The sequence below is a fragment of the Pseudomonas spirodelae genome (genome assembly GCF_034653255.1).
Taxonomy (GTDB): domain Bacteria; phylum Pseudomonadota; class Gammaproteobacteria; order Pseudomonadales; family Pseudomonadaceae; genus Aquipseudomonas; species Aquipseudomonas spirodelae.
In genome coordinates, this window is record NZ_JAYEET010000015.1 from 20,512 (window position 1) to 37,799 (window position 17,288).

At 58.5% G+C, this 17,288-nt stretch carries 14 protein-coding genes and 2 pseudogenes; 8 read left to right on the forward strand and 8 right to left on the reverse strand.

All coding sequences use genetic code 11. From position 1 onward, the window contains the following. Positions 1-4 precede the first annotated feature (4 nt). Positions 5-1,096, reverse strand: a complete 1,092-nt coding sequence (gene aroC / locus SOP97_RS06330) for a chorismate synthase (RefSeq protein ID WP_322948640.1) — start codon at positions 1,094-1,096, stop codon at positions 5-7. A gap of 161 nt (positions 1,097-1,257) precedes the next feature. Between aroC and SOP97_RS06335 the strand changes: the two genes are divergently transcribed. Both SOP97_RS06335 and SOP97_RS06340 read left to right on the forward strand, forming a co-directional pair. After that, a complete protein-coding gene (locus tag SOP97_RS06335; RefSeq protein ID WP_274086491.1) occupies positions 1,258-2,241 on the forward strand; it encodes an alpha/beta hydrolase in 984 nt (327 codons plus the stop codon). A 68-nt stretch (positions 2,242-2,309) separates the two neighbouring features. Continuing rightward, complete coding sequence (locus tag SOP97_RS06340) at positions 2,310-3,101, forward strand: hypothetical protein (RefSeq protein ID WP_274086492.1); 792 nt, start codon at positions 2,310-2,312, stop codon at positions 3,099-3,101. Here the strand turns inward: SOP97_RS06340 and SOP97_RS06345 are convergent. Both SOP97_RS06345 and SOP97_RS06350 read right to left on the reverse strand, forming a co-directional pair. Next, on the reverse strand, positions 3,098-3,922 hold the full coding sequence (locus tag SOP97_RS06345) for a helix-turn-helix transcriptional regulator (protein ID WP_322948641.1): 825 nt from the start codon (positions 3,920-3,922) through the stop codon (positions 3,098-3,100). The genes SOP97_RS06340 and SOP97_RS06345 overlap by 4 nt on opposite strands. Positions 3,923-3,934: 12 nt before the next feature. Continuing rightward, complete coding sequence (locus tag SOP97_RS06350; protein ID WP_274086494.1) at positions 3,935-4,504, reverse strand: GNAT family N-acetyltransferase; 570 nt, start codon at positions 4,502-4,504, stop codon at positions 3,935-3,937. A gap of 239 nt (positions 4,505-4,743) precedes the next feature. On the opposite strand from SOP97_RS06350, the gene SOP97_RS06355 reads away from it, so the two are divergent. Continuing rightward, a complete protein-coding gene (locus SOP97_RS06355) occupies positions 4,744-8,220 on the forward strand; it encodes a hybrid sensor histidine kinase/response regulator (protein ID WP_322948642.1) in 3,477 nt (1,158 codons plus the stop codon). Between the two features lie 46 nt (positions 8,221-8,266). Here SOP97_RS06355 and prmB read toward each other — a convergent pair whose 3' ends face one another. Next, positions 8,267-9,181, reverse strand: coding sequence for a 50S ribosomal protein L3 N(5)-glutamine methyltransferase (prmB, locus tag SOP97_RS06360; protein WP_322948648.1), 915 nt, complete (start codon positions 9,179-9,181; stop codon positions 8,267-8,269). A gap of 221 nt (positions 9,182-9,402) precedes the next feature. Here prmB and nhaD point away from each other — a divergent pair, with 221 nt between their 5' ends. The 5 genes from nhaD to folE all read left to right on the forward strand — a co-directional run bounded on the left by nhaD (position 9,403) and on the right by folE (position 13,268). Next, entirely contained in the window at positions 9,403-10,692 is a 1,290-nt protein-coding gene (nhaD, locus tag SOP97_RS06365; RefSeq protein ID WP_322948643.1) for a sodium:proton antiporter NhaD, read from the forward strand. A gap of 233 nt (positions 10,693-10,925) precedes the next feature. Next, positions 10,926-11,522, forward strand: coding sequence for a cysteine hydrolase family protein (locus SOP97_RS06370; RefSeq protein WP_274086497.1), 597 nt, complete (start codon positions 10,926-10,928; stop codon positions 11,520-11,522). Between the two features lie 113 nt (positions 11,523-11,635). Beyond that, the gene (locus SOP97_RS06375; protein WP_322948644.1) at positions 11,636-11,956 is read left to right on the forward strand and encodes a hypothetical protein; all 321 of its coding nucleotides are present in this window, start codon (positions 11,636-11,638) and stop codon (positions 11,954-11,956) included. A 119-nt stretch (positions 11,957-12,075) separates the two neighbouring features. Continuing rightward, positions 12,076-12,633 carry a Smr/MutS family protein gene (locus SOP97_RS06380; RefSeq protein WP_274086499.1) on the forward strand — a complete coding sequence of 186 codons (558 nt, stop codon included), beginning with the start codon at positions 12,076-12,078 and terminating at the stop codon, positions 12,631-12,633. An 86-nt stretch (positions 12,634-12,719) separates the two neighbouring features. Beyond that, on the forward strand, positions 12,720-13,268 hold the full coding sequence (gene folE, locus SOP97_RS06385) for a GTP cyclohydrolase I FolE (protein ID WP_322948645.1): 549 nt from the start codon (positions 12,720-12,722) through the stop codon (positions 13,266-13,268). 160 nt (positions 13,269-13,428) lie between these two features. On the opposite strand, the gene SOP97_RS06390 is transcribed toward folE, so the two are convergent. The 4 genes and pseudogenes from SOP97_RS06390 to SOP97_RS06400 form a co-directional block, all read right to left on the reverse strand. After that, complete coding sequence (locus tag SOP97_RS06390; RefSeq protein ID WP_322948646.1) at positions 13,429-15,153, reverse strand: putative bifunctional diguanylate cyclase/phosphodiesterase; 1,725 nt, start codon at positions 15,151-15,153, stop codon at positions 13,429-13,431. Between the two features lie 24 nt (positions 15,154-15,177). Then, on the reverse strand, positions 15,178-16,062 hold the full coding sequence (locus SOP97_RS20315; RefSeq protein ID WP_411912035.1) for a methyl-accepting chemotaxis protein: 885 nt from the start codon (positions 16,060-16,062) through the stop codon (positions 15,178-15,180). A 351-nt stretch (positions 16,063-16,413) separates the two neighbouring features. After that, a pseudogene (locus SOP97_RS20320) lies at positions 16,414-16,743 on the reverse strand (PAS domain-containing protein); the annotation flags it as partial. A gap of 416 nt (positions 16,744-17,159) precedes the next feature. Further along, positions 17,160-17,288: pseudogene (locus SOP97_RS06400) on the reverse strand (AAA family ATPase); the annotation flags it as partial.

Consider the following 17,288-nt stretch of genomic DNA (forward strand, 5'->3'; position numbering starts at 1 on the left):
CTGATCACAGCTGTGGCAGCACCGGCGTGCTGACCTGCACATCAGCATTCTGCCCACGATGACGCAGCAGATGGTCCATCAGCACGATGGCCATCATTGCCTCGGCAATCGGCGTGGCACGGATACCTACACAAGGGTCGTGACGACCTTTGGTGATGATATCCACCGGGTTGCCATCAACATCAATCGAGCGTCCCGGCGTGGTGATGCTCGACGTTGGCTTGAGGGCCAGGTGCGCGACAATCGGCTGGCCGCTGGAGAGCCCGCCTAGGATGCCGCCGGCGTTGTTGGAGAGGAACCCTTCCGGCGTCATTTCATCGCGGTGTTCGGTCCCGCGCTGCTCCACGCTGGCAAACCCGGCGCCGATTTCCACGCCCTTGACCGCATTAATGCTCATCAGCGCATGGGCCAGTTCGGCGTCCAGACGGTCGAAAATCGGCTCGCCCAGGCCCGGCATCACGCCTTCGGCGACCACGGTGATCTTCGCCCCAACCGAGTCTTGATCACGGCGCAGCTGGTCCATATAGGCTTCCAGCTCCGGCACTTTGTCTGGGTCTGGGCTGAAAAAAGCATTCTGCTCGACCGACTCCCAGCTCTTGAACGGGATTTCGATTGGCCCCAGCTGGCTCATATAGCCACGAATCACGATGCCCTGGGTGGCCAGGTACTTTTTGGCGATGGCACCGGCGGCCACCCGCATGGCGGTTTCCCGCGCGGAGCTGCGACCGCCGCCGCGATAGTCACGGATGCCGTATTTGTGGTGATAGGTGTAATCGGCATGCGCCGGACGGAAGGAGTCCTTGATCGCCGAGTAGTCCTTGGACTTCTGGTCGGTATTGCGAATCAGCAGGCCAATAGAGCAACCGGTGGTTTTGCCCTCGAACACCCCGGCGAGGATTTCCACCTCGTCGTCTTCCTGGCGCTGGGTGGTGTGGCGGCTGGTGCCCGGCTTGCGTCGATCGAGGTCGCGCTGCAGGTCTTCCAGGCTAATCTCCAGCCCCGGCGGGCAGCCATCGACAATGGCGACCAACGCCGGGCCATGGCTTTCGCCAGCGGTGGTGACAGTGAACAGCTTGCCGTAGGTATTGCCGGACATGTGCAAAACGCTCCGCGAAAATCAGCTCAGAGCCTACGCCAACTCGCGCAGCGCCCACGTGAATAAAGGCGGCGAGTATACCCGTGGCGTTCGCACAGTTCATCCTCGAACCTTCAGCGCGTATAACCGTCCAACAGTTCCCCCTCTGGCAGTTGTTACCCATGTTGCGAGCGCTTCTATTGACCCTTTGCCTACTCCCGCCCCTGGCTCAAGCCGCTGCCAATAGCGCTTCACACAGCAGCGTGCAGCAACCGCTGCACCTGCAAACAGCCGAGGGCACGCTGCACGGCACCTTGCTCACGCCAAGCGGCCCCACACCCGTAGCGGTAGCGTTGCTGATCGCCGGTTCCGGCCCCACCGACCGTGACGGCAACAACCCCGAAGGCGGCCAGAGCGACAGCCTCAAGCGCCTAGCGCAGAGCCTGGCTAAACAAGGCATCGCCAGCCTGCGCTACGACAAGCGCGGGGTCGCCGCCAGCCGCGCCGCCACGCCGGATGAGCGCAACCTCAGTGTCGAGCGTTATGTCAGCGATGCAGTGGCCTGGGCGCAGTTGCTCAAGGCCAACCCGGCATTTGACCGGCTGATTTTGATCGGTCATAGCGAAGGCGCGCTGATTGCCAGCCTGGCCGCCGAACAGGCCCACGCCGACGCCCTGGTAGCAATCGCTGGCAGTTCGCGGCCGATTGACCAACTGTTGCGCGAGCAGTTGGCGGCGCGTCTTCCTCCGCCGTTGCTTGCACAAAGTAATCAGCTCCTCGACCGTTTGTTAGCCGGGCAACTCACCCCGCAGGTACCCAAGCCGTTGCAGGTGCTGTTTCGCCCCAGCGTGCAGCCTTACTTGATCTCGCTGCTGCAACAGAACCCTGGCCAGGCCTTTGCACGCCTGCAGATTCCCGCACTGATCGTGCAAGGCAGCCATGACATTCAAGTCAGCGTCGCCGATGCCCACGCCCTGAAGGCCGCCACGCCTGATGCTGAACTGCTGATCATCCCTGGGATGAACCATCTGCTGCGTATCAGCGCGCTGGATTTACCCGCGCAACTGGCCAGTTATAACAATCCTCGCTTACCCTTGGCGCACGGGCTGAGCGAGCAGATCGCCCGGTTTATTCAGCGCAGCGGCAAAATGCCAGCCTCTAGTTAGCCGACTAACGGCCGATAGCGCTCAAACAGGCGCTAACTGTTTCAGCGTCGCGTACAGGACCGCTGTTTATGACCACCAGCCCCGCGCCGCAAACGGATACCGACGCAGCCTCTGAGGAAGTCGCTGAGCCAGCTCACCCTTGGGCAGAGCTGGCACCTGAGCACTTTCTGTTATTGCGCCTGGCCCCCTTGCCCACCGACCGCCACACCGGCGTGCGGCCGCTGCGTTTTATCCAGCTGGGCCGCGTCGAGCGCCAGAGTAAGCAGCAAAGTCTGCTGCGCTTGACCCTGCAACTGCCCGGGCAACGGGTACGCCCGGAACAGAACATCCTCGACGTGTGGGCTGACCATGAGCAACGGGTGGTGCGCTTTGGCCCGGACAAAGGCCTCAGCGTAGAGCCTGAAAACCGTGGCCTGGGGCGGTTTCTACTGGCCCAGGGGATTGCCTGGGCGCGGCAGCACTTCGCCCACTACCAAGTGGAAAGCACACAACTGCCGAGCCAGAGCGCCTTCAGCGATGAAGCTCGCGCCCGCCGCGATCATTGCCTCAAGGCTCAGGGTTTTACTGTTGAGTACCTCGACCCGTTAAACATCAAGGCACAGTGCAGCGCACCACGGGTCAGTTCGCTGCATGGCGACTGGCAGTCGGAAAAAGTGCAAATCATCAAGCTACTGGACGCCGCCGGCATGCTGCAGCAAGCCGATCAGAACCTACATGAGCTGGATGTGAAGGTGCGCAAACTGACCGAGCGCATCGAGCTGTTTAAACGCGAGGACGGCAGTTTACGTTTCACCATCACCTGCCTGGTGGCCTTCTGCATGTTTCAGGCGGGATTGCTGATTTGGATGGCCACGCGCTAGCGAATGGCGCGGGCCTGGCGATATTGCCCCGGTGCAACGCCGTAAGCTTGTTTGAACTGGCGGCTTAGGTGGCTCTGGTCAGCAAAGCCCAACTGCATCGCCACATTCAGCGGCGTGCAGCCATCGCGCAACAACGCGCGCGCCTGCTCCAGCCGGCGCTGCATCAGCCAGCTGTGCGGCGGTAGGCCCGTGGCACGGCGAAACACCCGGGCGAAATGGAACGGTGATAACCCCACGGCCTGCGCCAATTGCTCCAGTGACGGCGGCACCGCCAACTGACTGGCCAGTAGTTCTTTGGCGCGACTCACCGCGCGCGGCTCATCACCCGGCTGCAAGCCTTCAGGCAAGCGTGCATGGCGCTGAAACAGCCGCAGAATCGCTTCACGCCAGGCAGTTTGCAGCTGCAACGCGGAGGCCTGGCTATCCAGTAACTGATGCAGATTGCCAAATTGGCGATGCAGCTGCGGATCATGCAACACACTAAGGGCAAACGACGGCATGCCCTGCCGACCTAACTCCAGCTCCGCCAGCACACCGCACACCTGCGCGTTGTCCGGATAGAAGCCGCGATAGTGCCAGCCCTGCTCATGGGCCTTGGAGCCGGTGTGCAGCTCATCCGGGTTAATCAGCACCATACTGCCAGCAGGCGCCAGATGCTCACTGCCGCGGTGGCGAAAGCGTTGGGCGCCCTGCTCGATCACAGTGAAGACAAACCCTTCATGCACATGGGGTGAAAAACGCTGCTCGACAAACTGCGCATGCAGCAACTCCACGCCAGCCAACTCGCGTGACTGCCAAAACCGTGTTTGTTCGGTGCCCACCTGCGCCATCCATCAACCGCTGAAACGCGCCTCCAGCTGTTGCTTGACCACGGGCCAGTCATGGTCAGTGATGCTGTACAACACGGTGTCGTCCAAACGACCATCGGCCAAGCGACGGTGGTTGCGCAGCACGCCTTCACGCAGCGCACCGAGCTTTTCGATGGCGCGTTGCGAACGCAGGTTACTGGCCGCAGTTTTAAGCTGCACACGCACCATGCGCCAACTCTCGAAGGCATGCTTGAGCATCAGGTATTTGATCAGGGTATTGAGGCCCGTGCCGTGCTGGCTGCTGTCCAACCAGGTCCAGCCGATTTCTGCGGCCGGCAGGCTGCTGACAAAATCAGCAAAACGGGTGGTACCGACCAGCTGATCATCCAGGCGGATGACAAAGGGCAAGGCGCGCCCTTCGCGCTGTTCAAGCAAGCCTTCGCGGTACCAGTCCAGACGCTGAGTGCCATTCATATGCACCAGTTCTGCACGATTGGCTTCGGCCAGGCTCACCAACGCCGGAATATCAGCATCGACCATGGGTTCGATGCGCAATCCACCACGTTGCAGGGTAATCAGTTGCGGCTTGAACATAGGGTCCCTCCTCGGACAGCGTCGCAGACGCGACACGCTAACAGCGCGTGCCAGTGTGCACAATCCACAACAGTCATACGAGCTGTGCGCGTGCGACCTTGGTCGTGCCTGACGCATCGTAATTTTGCTGCGAAACTGCAGCCCATAATCTGTCTAGGGCGCTGATGCGTTAGGCTTTGGCGGCTCTAGCGCTGCCCATTGCGAGCGCAGCGCCCCTCTCGTTTGTTTTTGGAGTATGCATGACCTTGTCCAGCGGACTGATCGCCGCGGTTGCGCTGATCTATATGGCTATTTTGTTCGCCATCGCGTTCTACGGCGACCGCCGCGCCGCGCCCATGCCGCCGCGTGTGCGGGCCTGGGTCTACAGCTTGTCACTGGCGGTGTACTGCACCAGCTGGACATTTTTTGGCGCGGTCGGCCAGGCCGCCGAGCAGCTCTGGTCGTTTCTGCCGATTTACCTCGGACCGATCATCATTCTGGTTTTCGCACCCTGGGTGCTGCAGAAGATGGTGATGATCAGCAAGCAGGAAAACATCACCTCGATCGCCGACTTTATTGCCGCACGCTACGGCAAATCCCAAGCGCTGGCGGTGGTGGTGGCGCTGGTTTGCCTGGTCGGGGTGTTGCCCTATATCGCCCTGCAGCTCAAAGGCATCGTGCTCGGCGTTAACCTGCTCAGTGGGGCGGGCGCGGGTGCCAATGGCACGGGCGCTCAGGACACCGCGCTAATCGTGTCACTGGTGCTGGCACTGTTCACAATATTGTTCGGCACGCGCAACTTGGATGTCACCGAACACCACCGCGGCATGGTCCTGGCGATTGCTTTCGAGTCGCTGGTCAAGCTGCTGGCCTTCCTCGCGGTCGGCGGCTTTGTCACCTATGGCCTGTACAACGGTTTTGCCGACCTGTTCAGCCAGGCCAACGCCAGCCCCGCCCTGGAGAGTTTCTGGGCAGAAACCGTGAACTGGCCAGCGATGATGATGCAGACCGGCCTGGCGATGATCGCCATCATCTGCCTGCCGCGGCAGTTCCATGTGGCCGTGGTGGAAAACATCGAACCCAAAGACCTGAAACTGGCGCGCTGGGTGTTTCCCGCCTACCTGACACTGGCCGCGCTGTTCGTGGTGCCGATTGCCCTGGCCGGGCAGATGCTGCTGCCCGCCGGGGTTACACCGGACTCCTTCGTCATCAGCCTACCGCTGGCCGAGGCCCACCCGGCGCTGGCCCTGCTGGCCTTTATCGGCGGTGCATCGGCCGCCACCGGCATGGTTATCGTGGCCTCGGTGGCACTGTCGACCATGATCTCCAACGACATGCTGCTGCCCTGGCTATTGCGCCGGCAAAACACCGAGCGGCCCTTCGAAGCCTTCCGCCACTGGATGCTCACCGCGCGCCGCGTCAGCATCGTGCTGATCCTGCTGCTGGCTTACGTGTGCTATCGCCTGCTGGGCTCCAACGCCAGCCTGGCCACCATCGGCCAAGTATCGTTTGCCGCCATCGGCCAGTTGGCCCCGGCAATGTTTGGCGCGCTGGTGTGGAAGCAAGCTAACCGTCAGGGTGTATTTGCCGGGCTGTTTTTTGGCGCCCTGATCTGGTTCTACACCCTGGTCATGCCGTTGCTCGCCCGCAGCCTCGGCTGGCCGGTGGATGTGTTGCCGGGTATCCAAACCCTGCTCTACGGCCCAATTGGTTTTCAGGTCGACCCATTGACCCGCGGTGTGGTGCTGTCGCTGGCGGGTAACTTCCTGCTGTTTGCCTGGGTGTCCTACTTTTCCCGCGCGCGGGTTGCGGAGTACTGGCAGGCCGGGCGTTTTATTGGCCATGACCTGGGCAACAAGCCGAGTAGCCGCAGCATGCTGGCGGTGCAGGTCGGCGATTTGCTGCTGTTGGCCAACCGCTTTGTCGGCGAAGACCGGGCGCGCCAGAGTTTTATGCGCTTTGCCTACCGCCAGGGCAAAGGCTTCGACCCCAGCCAGACGGCCAACAGCGACTGGATTGCTCACACCGAGCGCCTACTGGCCGGCGTACTAGGTGCCTCGTCGACCCGTGCAGTGGTCAAGGCCGCCATCGAAGGCCGCGAGATGCAGGTCGAGGACGTGGTGCGCATCGTCGATGAAGCCTCCGAAGTGCTGCAGTTCAACCGTGCACTGCTGCAAGGCGCGATCGAGAACATCACCCAAGGCATCAGCGTGGTCGATCAATCACTGCGCCTGGTGGCCTGGAACAACCGCTATATCCAGCTGTTCAACTACCCCGAAGGCCTGGTTTATGTGGGGCGTCCGGTGGCTGAACTGATCCGTTTTAACGCCGAACGCGGCCTGCTCGGCCCCGGCGATATCGACGAACATGTCAGCAAGCGCCTGCACTGGATGCGCCAAGGCACCGCGCACACCTCCGAGCGGCTGTTCCCCAACGGCCAGTTCATTGAGCTGATCGGCAACCCAATGCCCGGCGGTGGCTTTGTCATGAGTTTCACCGACATCACCGAATTCCGTGAAGCCGAGCGCGCACTCAAGGCCGCCAATGAAGGCCTGGAACAACGGGTCAGCGAGCGCACCTATGAACTGTCGCAGCTAAATCAGGCACTGACCGAAGCCAAGGGCGTGGCCGAGAGCGCCAACCAGTCGAAAACCCGCTTTCTCGCCGCGGTCAGCCATGACTTGATGCAGCCGCTGAACGCCGCACGCTTGTTCTCTGCCGCCCTGTCCCATCAGGACGACGCACTGCCCGCAGACGCGCGGGAGTTGGTGCGCCACCTCGACAGCTCGCTGCGCTCAGCCGAAGACCTGATTAGCGACCTGCTGGACATCTCACGCCTGGAAAACGGCCGCATCACCCCGGATCGCCATGCCTTCGTGCTGAACAACCTGTTCGACACCCTCGGTGCCGAATTCAAGGTGCTGGCCACCGAGCAAGGCGTGGACTTCCGCCTGCGCGGCAGCCGCCTGCGGGTGGACAGCGACATCAAGCTGCTACGGCGCATCCTGCAAAACTTCCTGACCAACGCCTTCCGCTATGCCAAGGGCCGCGTGGTACTGGGTGTTCGCCGCCAAGGCCGGCACCTGTGCCTGGAAGTCTGGGATCGCGGCCCAGGCATCCCGGACGATAAGCGCAGGGTGATTTTCGAAGAATTCAAACGTTTGGACAGCCACCAGACCCGCGCTGAAAAAGGCCTGGGCCTGGGCCTGGCGATTGCCGATGGCCTGTGCCGAGTGCTCGGCCACACCCTGCAAGTGCGCTCCTGGCCAGGCAAAGGCAGCGTGTTCAGTGTCACCGTGCCACTCGCCCAGCATGCCGAAGCCCCGGCGCCGATTGCCCAGGTGGACCATCACGGTCAGCCACTGGCCGGTATTCAGGTGCTCTGCGTGGACAACGAAGACAGCATCCTCACGGGCATGCACAGCCTATTGTCACGCTGGGGCTGCCAGGTGTGGACCGCGCGTAATCGCCTGGAATGCGAACACCTGCTCAGTGAAGACGTGCGCCCGCAACTGGCGCTGGTGGACTTTCATTTGGATGACGGTGAAACCGGCACCGAACTGATGGCCTGGCTGCGCACGCGCCTGGGTGAACCGCTACCGGGTGTGGTGATCAGCGCCGACGGCCGCCCTGAGCTGATCGCTCAGGTGCATGCCGCCGGCCTCGATTTCCTGCCCAAGCCGGTCAAGCCAGCGGCCCTGCGCGCCTTGATTAGCCGGCACCTAACACTGCGCTAGCTGGCGATTGAACCATTGGCGAGACAGGTAGTTTTGCAACAACCTGCTAGAGGCGCTGACGGAACAGCGCCTGATGCTCACGGCATTGCGCAGCGGCGAGCAGGAATACCCCATGACCGCCGCGCTCAAACTCCAGCCAGGTGAAGTCGACTTCCGGATACAGGGCTTCGACATGCACCTGGCTGTTGCCGACTTCAACAATCAACACACCCTTCTCGCTCAGGTGGTCAGCCGCTTCAGCCAGCATGCGTCGCACCAGGTCCAGGCCATCATCGCCACAGGCTAAGCCCAGCTCTGGCTCGTGCTGGTACTCGGCCGGCATATCGGCAAAGTCCTCAGCGTCCACGTAGGGCGGGTTAGACACGATCAAGTCAAAACGCTGCCCCGGTAGCCCATCAAAACCGTCGCCCTGTACGGTGTAAACACGCTGATCCAAGCCATGCCGCTCGATATTCTGGTTGGCCACTTCCAGCGCCTCAAACGACAGATCGCCCAACACCACTTCGGCGTCGGGGAACTCGTAGGCACAGGCGATACCGATACAACCCGAGCCGGTGCACAGGTCGAGAATCCGTGCCGGCTCTACGGCCAGCCACGGCGAGAAATGCTGCTCGATCAATTCGCTGATCGGTGAGCGTGGAATCAGCACGCGCTCATCAACGATAAACGCCAAGCCGCAAAACCAGGCCTCCCCCAGCAGGTAAGGGGTCGGTACACGCTCATCGATGCGCCGCATGAGCAGCGTTTGCAGGTGCGCATGCTCGTCGTCTTCCAGGCGGCAATCGAGGTAGCCATCGGCTATTTCATACGGCAGGTGCAGGGCACCGAGCACCAGCTGGCGCGCTTCGTCCCAGGCATTGTCGGTGCCGTGGCCGAAGAACAGCTCCTCCCCGTGAAACCGACTGACCGCCCAGCGAATGTAGTCGCGCACAGTGCGCAGGCGGGTTGGGTGGGCATGTATGGCGTCGGTCACGGCAGCTCTCCGCTGGTAAAAGTCCGCCATTCTAGCAGCCTGTCACGCTTACCCGCGCCCAGGCTCAACGGCTGTTTAACGGCACGACGCATTGCTGACCATAAAAGCCGCTGCAGTCACAAAGTAAACCTGCCTATGGCTTACGCGCATCAGTATAATTTTGTTACCAATTTATAACCCTTCCCGCCCTTTCTTAAGAACCCCTAAAAATGGTCATAGATCCCTTCTCGCTCACGGGCTTGCTCGTGCTGGCGATATTCCTGATTGGCATGACGCTGATTGTTTTTGAAGCACAACTGGAGATGGATAAGTTCAAGCCGGCGATGTTCATGATGTCCGGCCTGATTGTTATTGGCGCCCACTACGCGTTTTATGACCCCAACGGCTTCCAGTACTTCCGGCATGCACAAAGCGAGATCAAGGAAGAACTGTTTGGCCTGATCGCCTTTATGGCGTTTATGTGGATGGTGGTCGAGCTGCTCAATGAGCGGAACGTCTTCACCGCGCTCAACGGCTACCTGATGCGTAAGGGCCTTGGGGCGCGCGGCATGTTCTGGGCGACCGGGGCGCTGTCGGCCATGCTCTCGCCGTTTCTCAACAACATCACCACGGCGATGATCTTCGGCAAAACGGTGAAAAGCATCTCGACCAACCAGCGTTACACGCATATTTCGCTGTGTAACATCGTGGTCGCCTCCAACTCCGGGGTGTGGTTCCTCGGCACCTCGACCAGCCTGATGGTGGTGCTGGCCGGCAAAATCAGCATCGCCGGTTTGTTGCTGCTGATTCCTTCCGCGCTGATTGGCTGGTTGCTGTTTGCCGCCACCCTGCATTTCTTTTATCTGCGCAAACTCAATGGCCAAGCATTGATCCACCTCGCGGACCAGTCAGAAACCGCCCTCAAGCCCGGCGGTGCGGGCCTGGCCTTGGTCGGTTTTTGCGCGGTATTCGGCGCAGTGCTGTGCAATGTCCTGCTGAAAGTCAGCATTGAGTTCGCCATCGGCATCGGCCTGGGCATCGTCGCCCTGTACGCCTGGCTGCTGATGCGTCGCGGCATCGAACTGCCTTGGCAGGATCAACTGCAAAAGGTCGAGTGGAACGCCCTGCTGTTCTTTATCGGCATCATCACCTCGGTGGCGTGCCTCAATCACGTCGGCTGGTTGTCGTATATCTCGCGGCTATTTGAAGTGCTGCACCCCACGGCGGTTAACGTGGTGCTTGGGGTAGCGTCTGGGGTGATGGACAACGTGCCGGTGGAAGCGGCGGCGCTGATGTCAAACCCCGAGCTGGGCCTCAATCAATGGGCGTTGAATGCCTTGATGGTCGGCATCGGCGGTTCGCTGACGGTGGTGGGTTCCGCGGCCGGCGTGATGGCGATGTCGCTGGACAAGACCTACAGCTTCGCCGTTCACCTGAAGTTCTTACCCGCCATCCTGGTCAATTTCTTCGGCTCGCTGGGTATCTGGTACCTGCAGTTCGAATTGCTAGGGCTTTACTGACAATCGCCATGGCTGCAGTACCGAGATGGAAAGTGCCTGGCCGAACAACAGCCGTAAATGTTCGCAATACCGGGTAAACCAGCCCATAACGCCGCGACTTTGCGGGTAAAAACCAGGCCCGGTTCGCCACTTGCTCCTGCTCGCCAGCAAGATCATTGAGCGCAATGGTTCACAGCAGCGCAGCACAAGGGGACAATGGCCAGACTGTCCATGCCAGCCTGGAGTTCCCTGCCATGTCCGCCGTAAAAACGATGTTCGCCCTCACTGGCCGCAGCCATGCGCCCGCCAGCTTGAGCAATGCAACCTTGCTGATCATTGATGCGCAAGAGGAGTACCGCAGCGGCGTGTTGCAATTACCCGGACTGGATGCCGCGCTTGAGGAAATCGCCAAGCTGCTCGCCGCCGCACGCGCCCTGGGCAGCGCCATCGTGCATGTCAAACACCTCGGCATCCCCGACGGCCTACTCGACCCCCGCGGCCCTCGCGGCCTGCACCTGCCCGAAGTCGCGCCACTGCCGGGGGAAATCGTCGTCGAAAAACGCATGCCCAACGCCTTTAATGGCACGGACCTGCATGAGCGCCTGCAAGCCCTCGGCCACCTGGACCTGATCGTCTGCGGGTTTATGACGCATTCGAGTATCAGCACCACGGTACGCGCCACCAAGGACTATGGTTACCGCTGCACCTTAGTCGATGCGGCTTGCGCCACCCGTGACCTGCCGACCCTCGATGGTCAGGTCATCAGTGCTGCCGACATGCACCGCGCCGAGATGATCGCCCTGGCTGACAACTTTGCCGCCGTTGTGCCACACGCCAGCGCGTTGATCTGACAGCTGCGGGACAACTCGCACTTACCCGTGCTGGCCGACCTAGTTGAACCACGCCAGCACACACCGGTCTTATCGCCGATAGCCACTGAGGAAATTGGCATGAGTAAATCGGAATGAAATTCTCCGATGGTTTTGACGCCCGCCGCCTGCGCCCGCGCAATGCCAGTAACTGGCGTCTGCGCCTGGGGGCTGGGCTGGCGGCGCTGTTCGCCGCATTCGGCGTGCTGCTGACCCTGGCAGGCACCGCCACCCTGCTTGGCCAGCCTGCCGCACTGGGCCCGCTGAACGAGTCGCCGGCCATGGCCAGCGTGTTCGTCGTTACCGGGTTGCTGCTGCTGAGTGTCGGCGTGCTGCTCTGGCGTCGCTGTCGACGCCGCCTGCGCCGCCCCAGCGACCTGAGCATGGCACCGCACCTGATGAAAAAGCGCGACTGAGCCTGGCGGATCCACACAGCACGAAGACCGACAGGTTGGTTACACTAGCGGCCTTCGCGCAAGTGTGGGGCCTGCTGCCGTTTCGGCGCGGCCATGAACTAGACGGTAACAGGCACCAAATGCAAGACGACGATTTCTCCCTGTTCAAAGCCCAGTTGCACGGCGTTAGACCGATCAAGCATGACCGTGCAGACACCGGCAAGCCAAAACCCAACCGTGCCCAACTGGCCACCCTGCGTCAGGCCGCCACGGCGCGCGTCGACGCGATCAAGGTCGATGGCCTGTCTGATCAGTTTGTCATTGATGTCGGCGCCGAAGACCCACTCTACTGGGCAGCCAATGGCGTGCAAGAAGGCCAGATGCGCAAGCTCAAGCTGGGGCAGATCAGCTTTGAAGGCAGCCTCGACCTGCACGGCATGACCGTGGAAAAAGCCCGCGACACCCTGTGGGAATTTATCGCTGAAGCCAACAAGCTAGAGGTGCGCTGCGTGCGCATCACCCATGGCAAAGCGGTGCGCATGGACGGCCGCAAGCCGATGATCAAAAGCCACGTCAACACCTGGCTGCGTCAGCATCCGCAAGTACTCGGCTTTACCTCCTGCCTGGCCAAACACGGCGGCACCGGCGCGGTTTACGTGATGCTCAAGCGCACCATGATGGATGGCCGCGACGAATAAGCCCCTGCAACTAACGGCTGGCGCACTTGCCAGCCTTATCCCTGCGCCCTACCCTGCGCGCTCTGCAAAGACCTACGAGAGTGTCCATGTCTCTGGAACAGCAATACACCGCGATCCTCGGCCAACTCGGCGAAGACGTATCCCGCGAAGGCCTGCTCGACACCCCCAAGCGCGCCGCCAAAGCCATGCAGTACCTGTGCAAGGGCTATCAGCAGACGCTTGAAGAAGTCACCAACGGCGCACTGTTCAGCTCCGACAACAGCGAAATGGTGCTGGTGAAAAACATCGAGCTGTATTCGCTGTGCGAGCACCACATGCTGCCCTTTATCGGCAAAGCCCACGTTGCCTACATCCCCAACGGCAACGTGCTTGGCCTGTCGAAGGTCGCACGCATCGTCGATATGTACGCACGGCGCCTGCAGATTCAGGAAAACCTCAGCCGGCAGATCGCCGAAGCCATCCAGCACGTCACCGGCGCCCTCGGTGTGGCGGTGGTTATCGAGGCACAGCACATGTGCATGATGATGCGCGGCGTGGAAAAGCAGAACTCCTCCATGGTCACCTCGGTGATGCTCGGCGAGTTCCGCGAAAACGCCGCAACCCGCAGCGAATTCCTTAGTTTGGTTAATAACTAAGCAAACCGTGCCACACAAAAAACCGGCTTAACGCCGGTTTTTTTGTGCCTGAAACACGCATGACAGGCGGGCTGATCGGCTAAAACGGCTCCTCACTGCATCCACCCGGGCGACCCAGACATGGCGATCACCCAGCAGCGCAACACGTACTAAGGCGCGCTTATGCCAGTGCCATCTCAGCCACTCCATGCGCCTGCCGCAAGGCGCGATATTGAGCGCTCTGTACATACTCAGCTTCCCAGCGCACTACATCGGCCGCGGGCATAGGCTTGGCCATCAAGTAACCCTGGGCAAGGTCACAGCCCATTTTCCTCAGTGCAAAAAAGTGCTCTTGCGTCTCAACACCTTCCGCCACAACAACCTTATTGAATGCTTTGGCCAGCCCGACAATAGCCGAGGTAATCGAAAAGTCTTCGGCATCCACCAACATATCCCAGACAAAAGACTGATCAATTTTAAGCGTCTGTGTGGGCAACTGCTTTAAGTAGTTCAGTGAGGAGTAGCCAGTGCCAAAATCATCAATCGAGAATGTCACACCCAGGCCCTGGCAGCCCACAATACATTTATTCACATACTCGATATTATCCAGCGCAACCGACTCAACGATTTCAATATCCAGCAGCCCAGGGTTAACGTGCCCCGCATTCTTCAGCACTAACGCTAGCCGCTCAATAAAACTTTTTTCTTGGAAGTGCCTGGCAGCGATATTCACGCTGATCGACCAGTTACGCCCCGTGGCGCACCACTCACTGATTTGCGCGACCGCTTGCTCAATGGCCCACTCACCAATGTCGCAAATTATTTTGTCGTTTTCGATTTGCGGTAAAAAATCCAACGGCGACACCAACCCTCTTTCGGGATCATGCCAACGCAATAACGCCTCAAAACCCACAACACTGCAGTCATTCAGGCAAATCTTAGGCTGATAAAACAGTGACAGCTCACCAAGCCTAAGTGCTTCTTTAACCCTATTTATTATCTTAAAGCCACTCTTGACCTTACTATCATGAATGACATCAAAAATATGGTATGACATCGGCCCTTTCTGCTTCGCCACATACATCGCCTGATCAGCATGACGCAGCAGGGTGTCAACACTTCGATTATCTTTAGGATAAACCGTGAGACCGATACAGGCAGACACCCTAAATTCAATACCCTGTATTATGCAGGGCGCATGAATAGCGGCCATGATTCGTATAACGGTCGAACCAATTTCTGAATAATCCTGCAGGTCTTTAAGCACTAAAACAAATTCATCGCCACCGGTGCGCGCCACTATATCAGTGGGGCGTAGGGCATTTTTTATACGGGCCGAGACAATAACTAAAAGCTTGTCGCCAACCGCATGACCATAGCCGTCATTGACCTCCTTAAAACTATCAAGGTCAATCATGCCTACAACAACCGACTTACCAGACGAGCGTTGCTCTGCACATGTTTCTTTAGCTTTTTGCGCCAACAGGGCACGATTCAGCAGCCCTGTGAGTACGTCATGATCAGCGCGCCACTCTAAATCGCGTAACAGTTCCTTTTTTTCACTGACATCAAATCGAATTGAGATATACCGTTCAATTCTGCCACTCTGGGGATCGACCATCGGCATGATGGCACTGTGCACCCAATACAGGCTGCCATCCTTGGCGCGATTGCAGATATCACCTTTCCAGGTTGAGCCTGAAGAAATAGTGCGCCACATCTCCTCAAAAAAAACCGGGCCGTGAGTGCCAGAATTAAGCACTCGGTGATTTCGACCCATCAACTCGTCTTTGTTGTAGCCCGATATCGTACAGAACATATCATTGACATAGATGATTGTTCCGTTCGCGTCAGTTTCAGAAAATATAGCCGCGCGATCAACCGCCATCCGATAGGTATCTATCACGAAAAACTCCAAGCAAAGATTAATCTATCGATTAAAACGATCAACTAATGCACGCAGCCCACGAGATGACTGCTCCAACTCGCTGCCATAACCCACAGCAGACGTGGCATTACCCGCGGTTCGCTCGACGGTCACCGCGACGTTATTAATTTGCTTGGATATATCCTCAGCAACATGCGCTTGCTCTTCCGAAGCAGCGGCCATCTGCTGGCTCATCCCGCTGATCTTGTCTACGGCCTCGCGAATGCCCTGCAAGGCGCGCTGCGCTTCGATCACTTTTTGCACGCCGTGATCGGCCTCGTTAATACCCAGCTTGGCAATGGCTACAGCGTCATCAGCACCCAGTTTCAACGCCTGAATAACATGATGAATTTTCTGAGTAGACTCACGCGTCTTGCTCGCAAGGGCACGCACTTCGTCCGCAACAACAGCAAAGCCGCGGCCTTGCTCACCAGCCCTTGCTGCTTCAATTGCAGCATTCAATGCCAGAAGATTGGTTTGGTCGGCAATCGTCTGGATAACTCCGGCAGCACTCATGATTTGCTGCGTTTCATTTGCCAGGTGATCAATAGCAGAGCTGATATTGGAGACTGTGGTAGCCAGTGACTGAATAGCAGTGCGCAATGTTTCTGCTACAGCATCACCCTCGGCAGCCAGTTCATTAGCTTTTTGTGCCTCAGTTGCAGTTTGCTGCACATGGCCTGCCACTTCGGAAATAGACGCTGCCATTTCCGTCATGGCGGCGGCGGTCATGTCTATCTCCGCGCGCTGCTCTAACAATGATGACTCTGTCTGACTGGATAGCGATGACGAGTGTTTGGCGGAGTCGGCGACCAACACTGTCAAGTCACTCAGCCGGGTTAAGGCTGTTTTAAGTCGAGCATCTTCACTGATCAGGACCATTTCCATTTGCGCCGAAGCGCCTGACGCATCGCTGTAGGCAGCCGCACTAACAGGATCAAAAAATGCGTCGGGTGCACTGCGCAGTATTTTCGCCAGGTGCTTATCTAACCGTGTATATGCCCACCAGCCGAATAGCGCAAATATTATGGCAGTCGCTACTTGAGCATAAAAACTGGAAAGATAACCAATTGAGCAAACCGCACCGATGATCGCTGCCACCGGCAGCGCAAAAACCTCAAAAATATTTGCTGCAGAATTAAATACTGGGTTGGCTTTCTTGCCTGCAAAAATTCTTTTATAAACACCTTGAGCACGCTCAACTTGTTCACGCGTTGGTTTTACTCTGACCGACTCATAGCCAACCACTTTACCGCTTTCAATAATCGGGGTCACATAGGCGCTCACCCAATAGTAATCGCCATTCTTGCAGCGATTTTTAACAATCCCCATCCAGCTTTTGCCGGCTTTTAAATAGCTCCACATCACAGCAAACACTGCCGTCGGCATATCAGGATGACGCACTAGACTGTGCGGACTGCCCAGCAGTTCAGCTTCTGAATAACCACTGATTTTTATGAATTCTTTATTGCAGTAGGTTATTTTCCCGGAAATATCAGTCGCTGATATCAAACGCTGGTCGCCTGAAAACGTTTGCTCGATATTTGTGATATTTCTATTACTGCGCATAAATCATTTCCTGGGACGGCACTTGGCCGCGACACATACCGATCAAAACCGTGAACACACAGCTATTTTTTAACCACAGCGCATCAGATCAATGCACAGATTTGTAACCCCTAATCTTTCCGAACAATTGCCAGTGCACCCGTAATGAATACTCGTATAGTGGAATTCGTCCTTGGATTAGATCGATATACCGCCATGGTTTATTAACCACAGGCACACACCTGTTGGCGCTGATGGAAAATTGACCCACCCTGCCGATTGAAATTTGACCCAGGGCGGATTGCTGATTTTGTTACCAGCAACTGTGGATAAGTCTACCAGCGCAGCTGCTGTTGCCCCCACTCCTTCGCTAGCCCAGTTCAGTTGTTTAAGACCTGCCACACGCAGCCATGTAGCAGGCCGTCGTCGCCATGAAATCAGAACGGCTCATCGTCCTCCGGTTCTTGGCCGCCCTTACGCTTTCGCTCCCGTGATTTGATCTTGGCCTGGGCCGCCAAGCTACTGTGTTGCAGGCGATAGGACTCGTTACCGGTTTCGACGATGTG

Excerpts from the sequence above, each read along its gene's own strand:
- nhaD (WP_322948643.1), top strand. The coding sequence starts at position 9,403 with ATGGTCATAGATCCCTTCTCGCTCACGGGCTTGCTCGTGCTGGCGATA.
- SOP97_RS06380 (WP_274086499.1), top strand. The coding sequence starts at position 12,076 with ATGCAAGACGACGATTTCTCCCTGTTCAAAGCCCAGTTGCACGGCGTT.
- aroC (WP_322948640.1), bottom strand. The coding sequence starts at position 1,096 with ATGTCCGGCAATACCTACGGCAAGCTGTTCACTGTCACCACCGCTGGC.
- SOP97_RS06340 (WP_274086492.1), top strand. The coding sequence starts at position 2,310 with ATGACCACCAGCCCCGCGCCGCAAACGGATACCGACGCAGCCTCTGAG.
- SOP97_RS06375 (WP_322948644.1), top strand. The coding sequence starts at position 11,636 with ATGAAATTCTCCGATGGTTTTGACGCCCGCCGCCTGCGCCCGCGCAAT.
- folE (WP_322948645.1), top strand. The coding sequence starts at position 12,720 with ATGTCTCTGGAACAGCAATACACCGCGATCCTCGGCCAACTCGGCGAA.
- SOP97_RS20315 (WP_411912035.1), bottom strand. The coding sequence starts at position 16,062 with ATGGAAATGGTCCTGATCAGTGAAGATGCTCGACTTAAAACAGCCTTA.
- SOP97_RS06355 (WP_322948642.1), top strand. The coding sequence starts at position 4,744 with ATGACCTTGTCCAGCGGACTGATCGCCGCGGTTGCGCTGATCTATATG.
- SOP97_RS06335 (WP_274086491.1), top strand. The coding sequence starts at position 1,258 with ATGTTGCGAGCGCTTCTATTGACCCTTTGCCTACTCCCGCCCCTGGCT.
- SOP97_RS06370 (WP_274086497.1), top strand. The coding sequence starts at position 10,926 with ATGTCCGCCGTAAAAACGATGTTCGCCCTCACTGGCCGCAGCCATGCG.
- SOP97_RS06350 (WP_274086494.1), bottom strand. The coding sequence starts at position 4,504 with ATGTTCAAGCCGCAACTGATTACCCTGCAACGTGGTGGATTGCGCATC.